Origin of the sequence: Phytopseudomonas daroniae (assembly GCF_004327275.1) — a bacterium.
GTDB classification, from domain to species: Bacteria; Pseudomonadota; Gammaproteobacteria; order Pseudomonadales; family Pseudomonadaceae; genus Aquipseudomonas; species Aquipseudomonas daroniae.
In genome coordinates this window covers 68,687-82,450 of the sequence record NZ_QJUJ01000003.1, presented here as the reverse complement: position 1 = coordinate 82,450, position 13,764 = coordinate 68,687, and the positions used below count along the sequence as shown (strand labels likewise).

Below are 13,764 nucleotides of genomic sequence, written 5' to 3'. Positions count from 1 at the left end.
TTCAGGAGTCGCCATGACCACAGCGCCACTCGGCAATCTCTTCACCGACAGCGAGCCACCCGCCCAGGGCGAACGCTTCGAAACCCTGCTGAGCCACCGCAACCTGGTGATCGAACGCATCCTCAGTTCGGCTCGCATCGAAGCCGTGGACTACGTCCAGGAACAGGACGAATGGGTGGTACTGGTGCGCGGCCAGGCACGGATGACCGTCGCGGGAAAGGCCGTGGAACTGGCGGCCGGCGACCACCTGTTCCTGGCAGCCGGCACGCCCCACCGCGTGGAGCGCACGTCCGACGGCGCACTATGGCTGGCAGTGCACCTGCATCCATCCAGTATCCCGTAGGGTGGAAGACGCTTCACCTACGCGGCCCGACCCTTCCACCACAAGATCTGCACCACAAGCTAGCGCCTGAGCAGGCTCGTCCACAGCGTCGCCGCTACGATCAGAAATCCGCCGACCCAGGCCTGCACGGTCAGTTGCTCACTCAGCCACAGTACGGCGAACAGCGCCCCGAACAGTGGCTCGCTGCCCATCAGCAGCGACACCCGCGTAGGGCTGCTGCGGCGCAGCGCATAGTTCTGCACGAAGAACGCGAACAGCGTGGCGAACAGCACCAGGTACAGGGTGCCGATCCAGAACGCCGGCTCCACCGGCAAGGCGGGCAACCCGCCTGGCAGGGTCAGCACGCCGAGTAGCAGGCAGCCGAAACCGATCACTCCGGTCTGCACTGCCGTCAAGGCCAGCGCCGGCACCTGGGTATGAGCGGTGAGCTTGCCGGTCAGGCAGACCAACACGGCGCGCAGCAAGGCCGCCATCAGCATCAGGCCATCACCCAGGTTGAATTGCAGATCGACGCCACCGCTGAGCAGCCAGGTGCCGAACAGCGACAGCGCAACCGCTGGCAGCATGCGCGAGTCGGGCCTGCGATCGAACATCAACCACTCGACGAATGGCGTGATGACCACGCACAGGCTGATCAGAAACGCTGCATTGCTGGCCGAGGTGTGCAGCACGCCGTAGGTTTCGCACAGGAAGATGGCCAGCATCACACCGCCGAGCGGGATGCCCGGCGCCCACGCCTGGCGCCCCTCGCCGCGCAACTGCGGCAGCAGGATCAGAAAGGTCAGACAGAAACGCACGGCGAGAAAGCCAAGCACCGGATAGAAAACCAGCGCCTGCTTGGCCACGCCGTAGCTGGTACCCCAGACCAGCGCCACCAAGAGTAGCAGCAGGTCGCTGACTTGCAGCAGGCGCGAAGGGGAACGGCTGATCAGGGTGGACATGGCGGAGCTTCCTGGAGAATCGGTAAGAAGCGCATTGTCCATTGCGTCTCTCAGCGTGATAATCCATCACTCATGAACAATACCTATTCCCCATGCGCACGAATCTAACTCCACAGCTGCTCCCTTATCTGGCCATCTTCGTACGCGTGGTCGAGGCCGGCAGCTTTTCTGCCGCTGCTCGCCAGCAGGGCAGCACGGCTTCGGCGGTGAGCCGGCAGATCGCCCATCTCGAGCAGACCCTCGGCGTACGCCTGCTGGAGCGCACCACTCGCCGCCTGCGCCTGAGCGAAGCCGGCAGCGAAGTGTTCGAGCGCTGCAAGGATATGCTCGACGCCGCTCAGGCAGCCCTGGACGTGGGCGAACAGTTGATGAGCCGGCCCCGCGGCCGGGTGCGCCTGAGCGTGCCCAAGGCCTTTGGTCGTTTTCTGGTCACGCCACTGATGAACGACTTCCTGCAGCGCTACCCGGAGGTGGATGTCAGCCTCAACCTCAGCGACCGCAGCCCGGATCTGATCAGCGAACAGTTCGACCTGCTGGTGAGCATCACCGATCAGCCACCACCCACCCTGGCCGGCAGGCCGCTGTGCCATGTCGAACAATTGCTGTGTGCGAGCCCCGACTACCTGCAACGCCACGGCATGCCTCAGCACCCCAGCGAACTGGTGCGTCACGCCTGCCTGTATCTGGACGAAACGCCAGACGATCACCGCTGGCACTTCAGCAACGGGCCAGAGCAATGCGTGGTGGCGGTGAGCGGCCGCTTCGCCAGCAACCACAGCGAAGTACGCCTGACCGGAGCGCTCGACCATCTGGGCATCGCCTGCCTGCCACGCTTCACCGCCGCCGCCGCACTGGCAACTGGCGCGCTGCTACCGGTGCTGCCACAGTGGCGCTACACCGGCTCCTACCAGGGCACCGCGTGGATTCTCTACCACCCGACCCGCCATCTGCCGCCCAAACTGCGGGTGCTGATCGACCACCTGGCCGAAGGGCTGGGCAAGGGCTCATCGATATGACCTGGCTGACAGGACGATTTCGCCAATGGCTGGAGCAGCGGCGGCTCGAGCGCGAACCGGTTTGTACAGCGGATCACATCACGCTCGAAGATATCGATACCGAGACGGGTAACCGCTTGCTGGACAGCCTCAAGGCCGAGGGCTGGCAGGTGGTCGCTCAGTACAGCCCACTCGCCTTCGACAAGGGCATCGACTACGACAGCTACAGGCTGCGTCGCGGGCCGCAAGAGCTGAAGCTGGAATGGGACAACTGGATGGAGTGGAAACTCAGCGGGTCGAGCAAATGCGTCGAGGAGATCGCCCGGCGCTTTTCATTGCGAACCTGAGCGAGCCACTTCCCGGATTACGCCTGCAGTACGCTCGGCAATCGCCCCACGGCTCCTACGGGAGCGTGGCGGACACCACGGGTGCAGGAGCCCGCTTGCGAGCGATGAATAAATATCGCTCGCCCGTGACGAAGCAGCCTAGACCGCCACCGGCGCCTTGATATGCGGATGCGCTTCATAGCCGACCAGCTCGAAATCCTCGAAACGGAAGGCGAACAGATCCTTCACCTCGGGATTGAGCTTCATGGTCGGCAGCGGCAGCGGCTCGCGGGTCAGTTGCAGATCGGCCTGCTCCAGATGGTTGGCGTACAGGTGGCAGTCGCCGCCCGTCCAGATGAACTCGCCCGGTTGCAGGCCAGTCACCTGGGCCACCATCAGGGTCAGCAGCGCATAGCTGGCGATATTGAAAGGCACGCCGAGGAAGATGTCCGCCGAACGCTGATACAGCTGGCAGCTGAGCTTGCCGTCGGCGACGTAGAACTGGAACAGCGCGTGGCACGGCGGCAGGGCCATCTGCTCGACCAGCGCCGGGTTCCAGGCGGATACCATCAGGCGGCGCGAGTCCGGGTTCTTCCTGATCATCTCGATCAGCTTGGCGATCTGGTCGACCGACTCGCCGTTCGGCGCCGGCCAGTTGCGCCACTGATAGCCGTACACCGGCCCGAGGTCGCCGTTCTCGTCGGCCCACTCATCCCAGATGCGCACGCCGTTGTCCTTCAGGTACTTGATGTTGGTGTCGCCCTGCAGGAACCACAGCAGCTCATGAATGATGGACTTGAGGTGGCATTTCTTGGTGGTCACCAGGGGAAAGCCGTCGGCCAGGTCGAAGCGCATCTGGTGCGCGAACACGCTGTAGGTACCGGTGCCGGTGCGGTCTTCCTTGAAGGTGCCGTTCTCGCGCACATGGCGCATCAGGTCGAGGTACTGTTTCATTGCGCGACTCCCTGGGCGGCCTGGCGTTTGTAGGCGTAGGCGATCAGGCCCAGGCCGGCGAGGATCATCGGTACGCAGAGCACCTGGCCCATGGTCAGCCAGCCCCAGGCCAGGTAACCGAGCTGAGCATCCGGCACGCGAACGAACTCGACGATGAAACGGAAGATGCCGTAGCACACCGCGAACATGCCCGAGACCGCCATGGTCGGCCGTGGTTTGCGCGAGTAGAACCAGAGGATGGTGAACAAGGCCACGCCTTCCAGGGCGAACTGGTACAGCTGCGAAGGGTGACGCGCCAGTTGCTCGGGGTCGGTGGGGAACACCATCGCCCAGGGTACGTCACTGGCCTTGCCCCACAGCTCGGCATTGATGAAGTTACCGATACGCCCGGCGCCCAGACCGATCGGCACCAGTGGCGCGATAAAGTCCATCAGTTCGAAGAAACTCTTGCCGTTGCGCTTGCCGAACCACCAGGTGGCCAGCATCACGCCGATCAGCCCGCCGTGGAACGACATGCCGCCCTTCCACACTTCGAGGATCAGCAGCGGGTTGGCGATGTAGGCCGACAGGTCATAGAACAGCACGTAACCCAGGCGGCCGCCGACGATCACCCCCATGGCCACCCAGAACACCAGGTCGGACAGTTTCTCCTTGCTCCAGCCCGGATCGAAGGCGTGCAGCCGGCGCGAAGCGAGGAACCAGGCACCGCCGATGCCGACCAGGTACATCAGGCCGTACCAGTGAATCTGCAGAAAGCCCAGGTCGAGGGCGACCGGATCAATATTCGGGTAGGGCAGCATCAGGATTCCTCACAACAGAAAATTCAGGCCGACGATGACCAGCAGCAATGCGAACAGACGCTTGAGCACACGCGGCGACAAACGATGGGCCAGGCGCGCACCGGTGCGCGCGAAAAACACGCTGGTCAGGGCGATACCCAGCAGCGCCGGCAGATAAACGTAACCCAGGCTCCAGTCAGGCAGACGCGCGTCACCCCAACCCAGCCACAGATAACTCAAAGCGCCAGCCGCCGCGATGGGCCAGCCGCACGCCGAAGATGTCGCCACCGCCTGCTGCATGGACACGCCGCGCCAGGCCAGGAACGGCACGGTCAACGAGCCGCCACCGATGCCGATGATCGCCGATGCCCAGCCGATCACGCCACCGGCGACGCCCAGGCCGGTCTTGCCGGGCACGTCACGGCTGGCCTTGGGCTTGAGATCCACAGCCAGTTGCAGGGCGACGCACAGAGCGAATACGCCAATGATCTTCTGCAGCACCTGGCCGTCGATGGCGTCTGCGGTCACCGCGCCAAGTACCGAGCCCAGCACGATACCCACGGTGAGCCAGACGAACAGCCCCCAGCGTACCGCACCGCGGCTGTGATGCTCGCGCACGGCATTGATCGAGGTGAACAGGATGGTGGCCAACGACGTGCCTACTGCCATATGGGTCAACACGGAGGCATCGAAGCCCTGGGCGGTGAAGCTGATGATCAGCACCGGCACGATGATCATGCCGCCACCGACGCCAAACAGCCCGGCCAGCAGGCCCGCCGCTGCGCCGAGCAGTATGTAGATTAAGAAGACCATGATGTTTCCGCCAAGCGATGCGGCATGGTAACGGAAGCCGGCCATGCACTCTACTTCACGACGATTGGTGGCTTTGCGTAAAGTGGCACTTTCCATGGATGAGAAACCCACTGTGTTCAACACACTTTATCTGCGTATCGCCTGCGATCACCTGCATATGACGCATCTGGAAAGCGGTAACGAACTGGAACTGCAGGCCGAGCCGCCCTTCAGCAACGTGCGTTTGCTGGTCGCCGATTTCAGCATTGCCGATCAGCTGATCAAGAAGGCTGCTCAGTCATTGATCCGTAAACGCTTCCTGCGCCCGAGCCTGCCACCGCGCATGGTCATTCATCCGCTCGAACGACTGGAAGGCGGGCTTTCTCAGGTCGAAGAGCGCCTGCTGCTCGAATTGGGCAAAGGTAGCGGTGCAAGCAAGGTCGTGGTGCATGTCGGCGAGCCCCTCGACGCCGCAGGTGTGCGCGCCAGACTGGAGCGCCCATGTGCCTGATCGTCCTTGCCTGGCGCCCCGGCCATAGCCTGCCACTGCTGGTCGCCGCCAATCGCGACGAATTCCATGCGCGCCCCAGCGCCGCTCTCTTTGAATGGCCGGAAATGCCAGGGCTGGTTGCCGGACGTGACCTGCAGGCCGGCGGCACCTGGCTCGGCATTGCCCCTGGCGGGCGCTTCGCTGCCCTGACCAATATCCGCGACCCGCGTTCAGCCCAGGGCGCCCGCTCAAGGGGTGAGCTGCCTCTGCGCTTTCTACAGGATGACCTGCCTCCCGAAGCCTTTCTGAACAGGCTGCGCAGCGAAGCGAATGAGTACAGCGGTTTCAATCTGCTGGTCGGCGACCGTCAGGCACTCTGGCACTTCAACTCCCAGAGCAACCAGGCTCGAGCCTTGCCTGCGGGTATCCATGGGGTGTCCAACGCGGATATGGACACGCCGTGGCCGAAGCTGCAGCGCGCCAAGGCGATGCTTGCCAGAGCGCTGGAGACCGCCGACGAGGAATCGCTATTCGCCCTGCTGGCCGATCGCGCAAAACCTGAAGACCAGGCACTACCGGATACGGGCGTAGGTCTCGGCACCGAGCGCTTGCTGTCCAGCGTATTTATCGCCAGCCCGAACTACGGCACCCGCGCCAGTACTCTGCTGTTCACCCATGCAAACGGAGCGCGACGCGTGATCGAACGCAGCTTCGGGGTCGAGGGCATACCTATCGGCGAGGTGAGATTCGAGGAGTAGCGCCTCGGCTCGAAAATGAGTTCGCAGGATGGGTCGCACCTACGCGGCCCGACCCATCCACGGGCTGATCAAAGGCGAAAGAGGCCTGTCGGTGACCCGCGTTGAACCATGGATCACGGCCTTCGGCCCCGGATTACGCCTGCGGCTAATCCAGGCTACGTTCGGCCACGACCTGTAGGTTGGATTAGCCCGTAGGATGGGTGAAACCCATCAATTTCCGATGGGTTTCACCCATCCTACGACCGTCCGCTTGCGCCTTGATGCCGCCATTCGATAACCGGCGACGAATGGCTACGCCTGAATATCCGACGCCGGGTTGATCATCCGGCCCAGGCCGAGGTTGCGCAGGGCCAGTTGCAGGGTGCTGTGGATAACCTGCGGGTTGTCGATGCGCATCGCCTGGCTCAGCAGATCCTTGGCCTTGCCCATGCTGATCTGGCGCAGCAACCACTTCACCTTGGGCAGGTTGGTGGCGTTCATCGACAGGCTGTCGAAACCCATCGCCATCAGCAATACGGCAGCGCTCGGGTCACCGGCCATTTCGCCGCAGATGCTCACCGGCTTGCCTTCGGCATGGGCGTCTTCGACCACTTTACTCAAGGCCTGCAGAACAGCGGGATGGAGGAAGTCGTAGAGGTCGGCGACGCGCGGGTTGTTGCGATCCACCGCCAGCAGGTATTGGGTCAGGTCGTTGGAACCGACCGAAAGGAAGTCGACTTGGCGTGCCAGGTCGCGGGTCTGGTAGACGGCAGCGGGAATCTCGATCATCACGCCGATGGGCGGCAGTGGTACATCGGTACCTTCGTCGCGCACTTCGCCCCAGGCGCGGTGAATCAGATGCAGCGATTCTTCCAGCTCCTGGATGCCGGAAATCATCGGCAGCAGGATGCGCAGGTTATCCAGCCCTTCGCTGGCCTTGAGCATGGCGCGCACCTGCACCAGGAAAATTTCCGGGTGGTCGAGGGTCACGCGGATGCCGCGCCAACCAAGGAAGGGGTTGTCTTCCTTGATCGGGAAATAGCTCAGCGCCTTGTCGCCACCGATATCCAGCGTACGCATGGTCACGGGCAGCGGATGGAAGGCCGCCAGTTGCTCGCGGTAGATCGCCAGCTGTTCCTTCTCGCTGGGGAAGCGATCCTTGATCATGAACGGCACTTCGGTGCGGTACAGGCCAACGCCTTCGGCACCACGCTCCTGGGCCCGCACCACATCGGCAAGCAGGCCGGTATTGACCCACAGCGGCATGTGATGACCGTCCAGGGTCTCGCAGGGCAGCGCACGCAGGGCGTCGAGGCCCTTGGTCAGCTGGCGATCTTCCTCGACCACATCGGCATACTGCTTGCGCAGGATTTCGCTGGGGTTGGTGAAGACTTCGCCGTGGTAACCATCGACGATCAACTGAATGCCGTCGATCTTCGAATACGGCAGCTCGACCGCGCCCATCACCGTGGGAATGCCCATGGCACGGGCGAAGATCGCCACATGGGAGTTGCCCGACCCCTGTACCGACACCAGGCCGACCAGCTTGCCTTCCGGCACTTCGCCGAGCATGGCAGGCGACAGCTCTTCGGCGACCAGAATGCAGTTGTCCGGGTAGACCAGCGTCTGCTGCCGTGCCTGTTGCAGGTAGGCGAGCAGACGGCGGCCAAGATCCCTGACGTCCGATGCACGCTCGCGCAGGTAGGCATCGTCCATCAGTTCGAAGCGGTTGATGTGCTCGCTGACCACATGCCGCAGCGCGCCCTGGGCCCATTGGCCGGTCTTGATGATCTTGACCACTTCGTTACCGAGAGCGGCGTCTTCGAGCATCATCAGGTAGACGTCGAACAGCGCGCGCTCTTCCGGGCGCAACTGGGTAGCCATGCGCTCCGAGAGGTTGCGCATGTCGCCACGCACACCTTCCAGCGCATCGTTGAACAGTTTCAGCTCGGCATCGATATCGGTGACTACCCTGTCGGGCACCACCTCCAGATCGGCTGGCGGCAGCACCACCACAGCGGTACCGACGGCAGCACCGGGCGAGCCTGGCACACCGACGAACTTGGCTTCCTGGATACCCTTGCCCTGCCTGCCCAGGCCGCGGATCGAGCCGGTGGCCTCGGCGTGGGCGATAACCCCGGCGAGCTGCGCGCTCATGGTCACCAGGAAGGCTTCTTCACCCTCATCGAACTGGCGGCGCTCTTTCTGCTGCACGACCAGCACGCCCATCACCCGGCGGTGGTGGATGATCGGCGAGCCGAGGAAGGAGGCGTAGCGTTTTTCACCAGTCTCGGCGAAGTAGCGATAGCGTGGGTGCTCGGAGGCGTTCTCGAGGTTCAGCGGCTCTTCACGGGTACCGACCAGGCCGACCAGGCCTTCGTTGGGCGCCATGCTGACCTTGCCGATGGAGCGTTTGTTGAGGCCATCGGTGGCCATCAGCACGAAACGGTTGCTCTCCGGATCGAGCAGGTAAACCGAACACACCTGGGTGCCCATGGTTTCCTTGACGCGCTGCACGATGATGCCCAGCGCCGCCTTGAGATCCTTGGCGGCGTTGACTTCCTGGACGATCTTGCGCAGCGTGTTGAGCATGCCTGACCCTGTCTAGTCCCGTGCCAGCAGGCGCGGTGCGAGTTCCTTGAGCGCGCGACGATAAACTTCGCGCTTGAATGTGACCACCTGCCCCAACGGATACCAGTAACTGACCCAGCGCCAGCCGTCGAACTCGGGCTTGCCGGTCAGATCCATGCGCACCCGCTGCTCATCAGCGGTCAGGCGCAACAAAAACCACTTCTGCTTCTGGCCGATGCACAGCGGTTGGCTGTGGGTACGCACCAGGCGCTGCGGCAGACGATACCTCAACCAGCCCCGGGTACAGGCGAGAATTTTCACATCCTGCTGCTCGAGGCCCACTTCTTCGTTCAATTCGCGGTACAACGCCTCTTCCGGCGTTTCGCGGTCATTGATGCCGCCTTGCGGGAACTGCCAGGCATCCTGGTTAATTCGACGCGCCCAGAGCACCTGGCCGACATCATTGGTGAGAATGATGCCGACGTTGGGGCGAAAACCATCAGGATCGATCACGGCGCACAACCTCGTAAACGCATGTTCCGGCATTGTTCCACAAAGCTCGGGACAGCGGCAACGCGCCCGCAAGGGACTTCGCAACAGCCCGGCCGCGATGCCCCAATCAGGTTTTCCCCAGCCCGGCAAAGCCGCTATTCTGGCGCCTTCCATGGCCCTGTATGAAGAGGTGGCTCTGTGCGTTTGGCTTTATTCGATCTCGACAACACCCTGCTCGGCGGCGACAGCGACCACGCCTGGGGCGACTGGCTGTGCGAGCGCGGCATTCTCGATGGCGCGACCTACAAGGCCCGCAACGATGCCTTCTACCAGGATTACCTGGCCGGGCGCCTGAACATCACCGACTACCTGAACTTCACCCTGGACATCTTCGGCCGTACCGAAATGGCACAGCTGCAGGCGTGGCATGAGCAATTCATGGCCGAATGCATCGAACCGATCATTCTGCCGAAGGGGCTGGCCCTGCTCGACGAGCACCGCGCGGCTGGCGACAAGCTGCTGATCATCACCGCCACCAACCGTTTCGTCACCGCGCCGATCGCCGCGCGCCTGGGCGTCGATACGCTACTGGCTACCGAGTGCGAGATGGTCGACGGCCGCTATACCGGCCGCACCACCGATGTGCCGTGCTTCCGCGAAGGCAAGGTCACCCGCCTGGAGCGCTGGCTGCAGGAAAACGGCTTCGACCTGTCCGACAGCAGCTTCTACAGCGACTCGATGAACGACCTGCCGCTGCTGGAACAGGTCAGCCGGCCAGTCGCCGTCGACCCCGATCCGAACCTGTTGGCCGAAGCGCAGAAACGCGGCTGGCCAGTCATCTCTCTGCGCGACTGAAGCACACCGCGCGGCCAGCCTGTGCCGGGGCACCGCCCACGCACGCGCAAGGAGCCACATGTCGTTACCCATCGATCAACGCGCTTCGCGACCGCTCGTGGTGGTCGCGCTGGCCACTGCCCTGTGCCTGGCCGGCGACTCCATGCTGTATATCGCCCTGCCCGTCTACTGGCGCGAAGTCGGTCTCGATGCGCTCTGGCAGGTCGGTGTGCTGCTGTCGGTCAACCGCCTCATTCGCCTGCCATTCAACCCACTGATCGGTTGGCTGTACCAACGCATCAGTCTGCGCACCGGGTTGCTGCTGGCCACCGTGCTCGGCGCCGCCACGACCTTCGGCTACGGTATCGCCAAAGGCTTTCTCGCCTGGCTGCTGCTGCGCGCGGCCTGGGGCATCAGCTGGTCGTTCTTTCGGATTGGCGGCCTGTCGGCGGTGGTCTATTGCTCGAACGGGCAGTCACGCGGCCAGTCGATGGGTCTGTACAACGGTCTCTATCGGCTCGGCAGCCTCGCCGGCATGCTGCTTGGCGGCTTGCTGGTGCCACTCTATGGTTTGCCGGCGCTGGCTCTGAGCTTCGCCGGCATGGCCCTGCTGGGGGTGCCACTGCTGCTGCGTCACTTCCACCTGCCCTCGAGCTACGGCGAACAACAGGTAACGGCCACGCAGAGTACCCGCACCTCACGAGATGGCACGCGGATAGTTGGCACGTATCGGGTGATCGCCAGTGGTTTCTGCATCGCCATGCTGATCCAGGGTGTACTGGCGGCGACACTGAGCGCTCTGATCGAACACTTCTATGGCAGCCAGCTCGACCTCTTCGGCCTGCTGCTCGGCGCCACCGCCTTATCCGGCATCCTGCAGGCGCTGCGCTGGTCATGGGAGCCCTGGCTGGGCCGGCGCTTCGGCGCCTGGTCAGATGGCCCGCGCGGCCGTTCCCAACTCTACGGCTGGGCGCTGCTGGGCGCCGCCCTGAGCTTTGGCTTGATGGCCAGCGGCTTGCCCTTGCTACCCTGGATCGCCGTGACCCTGCTGGTGATGCTGCTGGCGACGGCGCTGACCACGCTCACAGACGCGCTGGCCAGCGATGTTGCCAGTGCCGGCAATGTCGTCGCCTTCATGACGCGTTACTCGATAGCCCAGGATCTGGGCGCCGCACTGGGGCCGCTGCTCGCCTACCTGCTGATAGGGCTGGTCGACGGCTTCGCCTGGCTGTATTGGGGCGGATCGCTGATCTACCTGCTGCTGGCCCTGAGCTGGCTGCGGCGCGCGAACCAGGCGCGCAGCTGATCAGGTCGGTTTGGCGCCCATGACGGCCATGATCGCCAACAGCAATACGACGATCAGCGCCGTATAGGCCACCACGAAACGCAGCAGCTTGGTCGGAACCGGGCCGGTGGCCAGAACCTGCCAGACGCCTAGACGCCCGAGCAGCAGCAAGCCGGCGATCATCAACACGGCAAAGAGGATGCTGCCCAGCAACAGCCAGGTCTGGCTCAGCGGCCAGCCGGCCAGGTTGACCATCCACCAGCCGGTCACCGGCAGACTCAGCGCCAGCAGGGCGAATACCGGCAGACTGATGGTGCGGGTGCGCTGCAACTTGCGTTGCAAGACGACGCTATCGCCGTTGCGCCAGGCTTTCCAGAGCATGAAAGCATGGGCCAGCACGCCAAGCAGCAGCAAGATGCCGGGCAGGCCGTGAAGAACTCTCAACAGCAGATAATGCTCCATCAGGGTTTTCCTTATAGGTATGGTTCAGGCTGGCGGAGATGAACGATACCGGTAAATACCGAGCGGTACCGTGATCTACGCCAGCCGCTGATTCATGGGTATAGCCGGGAAAAACACCACGCTCATCGCCTACCCCACCGGCCGTGTTACCTAACCGAGAAACAGCTTGTAGGCCGGGTTGTCGCTTTCGTCCCAGTAGGGGTAACCAATGGCATCCAGCGCTGGCGCGAGCAGATGGCGCTCGTCTTCCGGCACTTGCAGGGCAGCCAGCACACGCCCATCGGCAGCGCCATGGTTGCGGTAGTGGAACAGGGTGATGTTCCAACGCCCGCCCAGTTTGTTGAGGAAGTTGAACAGCGCGCCCGGCCGCTCCGGGAACTCGAAACGGAATACGCATTCGTCCGGCACGGCAGCGGCATGGCCGCCGACGGTATGGCGGATATGCAGCTTGGCCAGCTCGTTGTCGGTCAGGTCGATGACCGGGAAGCCCTGCCCGCGCAGGTTTTCCACCAGCGCCACACGCGGGTCGTGCTCCGGGTGGGTCTGTACACCGACGAAGATATGCGCCTCGCCGTCCTGGTGATAGCGGTAGTTGAATTCAGTGATCTGCCGCTTGCCGATGGCCTCGCAGAAGGCCTTGAAGCTGCCCGGCTTCTCCGGAATGGTGACGGCGATGATCGCCTCGCGCTTCTCGCCCAATTCGGCGCGCTCGGCGACATGGCGCAGGCGGTCGAAGTTGACGTTGGCGCCGGAGTCGATGCCCACCAGCACCTGGCCGCTGATGTTCTCACGCTCGACGTACTTCTTGATCCCGGCCACGGCCAGGGCGCCGGCCGGCTCGGTGATCGAGCGGGTGTCGTCGTAGATGTCCTTGATCGCCGCGCAGATCTCGTCGGTGCTGACGGTGATCACTTCATCGACGCACAGCTTGCAGATATCGAAGGTGTGCTGGCCGATCTGCGCCACCGCCACGCCATCGGCGAACAGCCCGACCTGCGGCAACACCACCCGCTCGCCGGCGGCCAGGGCCTGCTGCAGGCAGTTGGAGTCGTCCGGCTCGACACCGATCACTCGGGTCTCCGGACGCAGGTATTTGACGTAGGCGGCGATGCCGGCGATCAGACCGCCACCACCGACCGGCACGAAGATGGCGTCCAGCGGGCCCTGGTGCTGACGGAGGATCTCCATCGCCACGGTGCCCTGGCCGGCGATCACGTGCGGATCGTCGTAGGGATGGACGTACACCAGGCCCTTTTCCTCGACCAGTTTCAGCGAGTGAGCCAATGCTTCGGGAAAGGCATCGCCATGCAGCACCACCTTGCCGCCACGGGAGCGCACGCCCTGAACCTTGAGCTCAGGCGTGGTGCGCGGCATGACGATGGTCGCTTTCACGCCCATGTGCTTGGCGGCCAATGCCAGGCCCTGGGCGTGGTTGCCAGCCGAGGCGGTGACCACGCCGCGGGCCAGCTCTTCGGGGGTCAATTGCGCCAGTTTGTTGTAGGCGCCACGAATCTTGAACGAGTAGACCGGCTGCAGATCCTCGCGCTTGAGCAGAATCTGATTGCCCAGGCGTTCGGAAAGTTGGCGAGCGGGTTGCAGCGGGGTTTCCACGGCAACGTCATAGACACGGGAGGTCAGGGTCTTCTTGACGTACTGTTCGAGCATGGCAGGCATCGCAGGCGGCTTTACGGGGAACCCCGGAGTCTACCGCAGCCATCCGCCGAGCGACCATACGAATTCCGGGGTTTTGCCGGTTATAATGG

The 13,764-nt window shown here is 63.5% G+C and carries 15 protein-coding genes; 7 read left to right on the top strand and 8 right to left on the bottom strand.

The annotated features are described in order from the left end of the window. Positions 1-13: 13 nt before the first annotated feature. The gene (locus DNK10_RS08410; protein ID WP_131181656.1) at positions 14-343 is read left to right on the top strand and encodes a cupin domain-containing protein; all 330 of its coding nucleotides are present in this window, start codon (positions 14-16) and stop codon (positions 341-343) included. A gap of 59 nt (positions 344-402) precedes the next feature. Here the strand turns inward: DNK10_RS08410 and DNK10_RS08405 are convergent, their stop codons facing one another. Continuing rightward, the gene (locus DNK10_RS08405; protein WP_131181655.1) at positions 403-1,284 is read right to left on the bottom strand and encodes a DMT family transporter; all 882 of its coding nucleotides are present in this window, start codon (positions 1,282-1,284) and stop codon (positions 403-405) included. Positions 1,285-1,376: 92 nt separating this feature from the next. On the opposite strand from DNK10_RS08405, the gene DNK10_RS08400 reads away from it, so the two are divergent. Continuing rightward, positions 1,377-2,300: a LysR family transcriptional regulator gene (locus DNK10_RS08400; RefSeq protein WP_131181654.1), complete on the top strand. Its 924-nt coding sequence runs from the start codon at positions 1,377-1,379 to the stop codon at positions 2,298-2,300. Next, positions 2,297-2,626, top strand: a complete 330-nt coding sequence (locus DNK10_RS08395; protein WP_131191233.1) for a hypothetical protein — start codon at positions 2,297-2,299, stop codon at positions 2,624-2,626. Before DNK10_RS08400 ends, DNK10_RS08395 begins: the two co-directional genes overlap by 4 nt. Positions 2,627-2,764: 138 nt before the next feature. Here the strand turns inward: DNK10_RS08395 and DNK10_RS08390 are convergent, their stop codons facing one another. From DNK10_RS08390 to DNK10_RS08380, 3 genes are read right to left on the bottom strand one after another with little or no spacing between them, the layout of a single operon-like run. Further along, positions 2,765-3,559, bottom strand: a complete 795-nt coding sequence (locus tag DNK10_RS08390; protein ID WP_131181652.1) for a thymidylate synthase — start codon at positions 3,557-3,559, stop codon at positions 2,765-2,767. After that, the gene (gene lgt / locus DNK10_RS08385; protein WP_131181651.1) at positions 3,556-4,359 is read right to left on the bottom strand and encodes a prolipoprotein diacylglyceryl transferase; all 804 of its coding nucleotides are present in this window, start codon (positions 4,357-4,359) and stop codon (positions 3,556-3,558) included. The genes DNK10_RS08390 and lgt overlap by 4 nt, the downstream gene beginning before the upstream one ends. Positions 4,360-4,368: 9 nt before the next feature. Continuing rightward, on the bottom strand, positions 4,369-5,151 hold the full coding sequence (locus tag DNK10_RS08380) for a sulfite exporter TauE/SafE family protein (RefSeq protein ID WP_131191232.1): 783 nt from the start codon (positions 5,149-5,151) through the stop codon (positions 4,369-4,371). 94 nt (positions 5,152-5,245) lie between these two features. On the opposite strand from DNK10_RS08380, the gene DNK10_RS08375 reads away from it, so the two are divergent. Both DNK10_RS08375 and DNK10_RS08370 read left to right on the top strand, forming a co-directional pair. Continuing rightward, positions 5,246-5,641, top strand: a complete 396-nt coding sequence (locus tag DNK10_RS08375; RefSeq protein WP_131191231.1) for a hypothetical protein — start codon at positions 5,246-5,248, stop codon at positions 5,639-5,641. After that, positions 5,632-6,378: an NRDE family protein gene (locus DNK10_RS08370; protein WP_131191230.1), complete on the top strand. Its 747-nt coding sequence runs from the start codon at positions 5,632-5,634 to the stop codon at positions 6,376-6,378. The genes DNK10_RS08375 and DNK10_RS08370 overlap by 10 nt, the downstream gene beginning before the upstream one ends. A gap of 291 nt (positions 6,379-6,669) precedes the next feature. Here the strand turns inward: DNK10_RS08370 and ptsP are convergent, their stop codons facing one another. Continuing rightward, positions 6,670-8,949, bottom strand: coding sequence for a phosphoenolpyruvate--protein phosphotransferase (ptsP, locus tag DNK10_RS08365; RefSeq protein WP_131191229.1), 2,280 nt, complete (start codon positions 8,947-8,949; stop codon positions 6,670-6,672). 12 nt (positions 8,950-8,961) lie between these two features. Continuing rightward, complete coding sequence (locus tag DNK10_RS08360; protein WP_131181646.1) at positions 8,962-9,441, bottom strand: RNA pyrophosphohydrolase; 480 nt, start codon at positions 9,439-9,441, stop codon at positions 8,962-8,964. A 177-nt stretch (positions 9,442-9,618) separates the two neighbouring features. Here DNK10_RS08360 and DNK10_RS08355 point away from each other — a divergent pair, with 177 nt between their 5' ends. Further along, on the top strand, positions 9,619-10,275 hold the full coding sequence (locus DNK10_RS08355) for a histidinol-phosphatase (RefSeq protein ID WP_131191228.1): 657 nt from the start codon (positions 9,619-9,621) through the stop codon (positions 10,273-10,275). Positions 10,276-10,333: 58 nt separating this feature from the next. Then, complete coding sequence (locus tag DNK10_RS08350) at positions 10,334-11,560, top strand: MFS transporter (protein WP_131181644.1); 1,227 nt, start codon at positions 10,334-10,336, stop codon at positions 11,558-11,560. On the opposite strand, the gene DNK10_RS08345 is transcribed toward DNK10_RS08350, so the two are convergent. Next, positions 11,561-12,001: a DUF2269 family protein gene (locus DNK10_RS08345; protein WP_131181643.1), complete on the bottom strand. Its 441-nt coding sequence runs from the start codon at positions 11,999-12,001 to the stop codon at positions 11,561-11,563. 150 nt (positions 12,002-12,151) lie between these two features. After that, positions 12,152-13,666 carry a threonine ammonia-lyase, biosynthetic gene (gene ilvA / locus DNK10_RS08340; protein WP_131181642.1) on the bottom strand — a complete coding sequence of 505 codons (1,515 nt, stop codon included), beginning with the start codon at positions 13,664-13,666 and terminating at the stop codon, positions 12,152-12,154. Positions 13,667-13,764 lie beyond the last annotated feature (98 nt).

Bases quoted from the DNA above. Each gene is read 5' to 3' on its own strand.
- lgt (WP_131181651.1), bottom strand. From the start codon at position 4,359: ATGCTGCCCTACCCGAATATTGATCCGGTCGCCCTCGACCTGGGCTTT.
- DNK10_RS08405 (WP_131181655.1), bottom strand. From the start codon at position 1,284: ATGTCCACCCTGATCAGCCGTTCCCCTTCGCGCCTGCTGCAAGTCAGC.
- DNK10_RS08390 (WP_131181652.1), bottom strand. From the start codon at position 3,559: ATGAAACAGTACCTCGACCTGATGCGCCATGTGCGCGAGAACGGCACC.
- DNK10_RS08380 (WP_131191232.1), bottom strand. From the start codon at position 5,151: ATGGTCTTCTTAATCTACATACTGCTCGGCGCAGCGGCGGGCCTGCTG.
- DNK10_RS08410 (WP_131181656.1), top strand. From the start codon at position 14: ATGACCACAGCGCCACTCGGCAATCTCTTCACCGACAGCGAGCCACCC.
- DNK10_RS08345 (WP_131181643.1), bottom strand. From the start codon at position 12,001: ATGGAGCATTATCTGCTGTTGAGAGTTCTTCACGGCCTGCCCGGCATC.
- DNK10_RS08370 (WP_131191230.1), top strand. From the start codon at position 5,632: ATGTGCCTGATCGTCCTTGCCTGGCGCCCCGGCCATAGCCTGCCACTG.
- DNK10_RS08375 (WP_131191231.1), top strand. From the start codon at position 5,246: ATGGATGAGAAACCCACTGTGTTCAACACACTTTATCTGCGTATCGCC.
- DNK10_RS08395 (WP_131191233.1), top strand. From the start codon at position 2,297: ATGACCTGGCTGACAGGACGATTTCGCCAATGGCTGGAGCAGCGGCGG.
- DNK10_RS08400 (WP_131181654.1), top strand. From the start codon at position 1,377: ATGCGCACGAATCTAACTCCACAGCTGCTCCCTTATCTGGCCATCTTC.
- ptsP (WP_131191229.1), bottom strand. From the start codon at position 8,949: ATGCTCAACACGCTGCGCAAGATCGTCCAGGAAGTCAACGCCGCCAAG.
- DNK10_RS08350 (WP_131181644.1), top strand. From the start codon at position 10,334: ATGTCGTTACCCATCGATCAACGCGCTTCGCGACCGCTCGTGGTGGTC.
- ilvA (WP_131181642.1), bottom strand. From the start codon at position 13,666: ATGCTCGAACAGTACGTCAAGAAGACCCTGACCTCCCGTGTCTATGAC.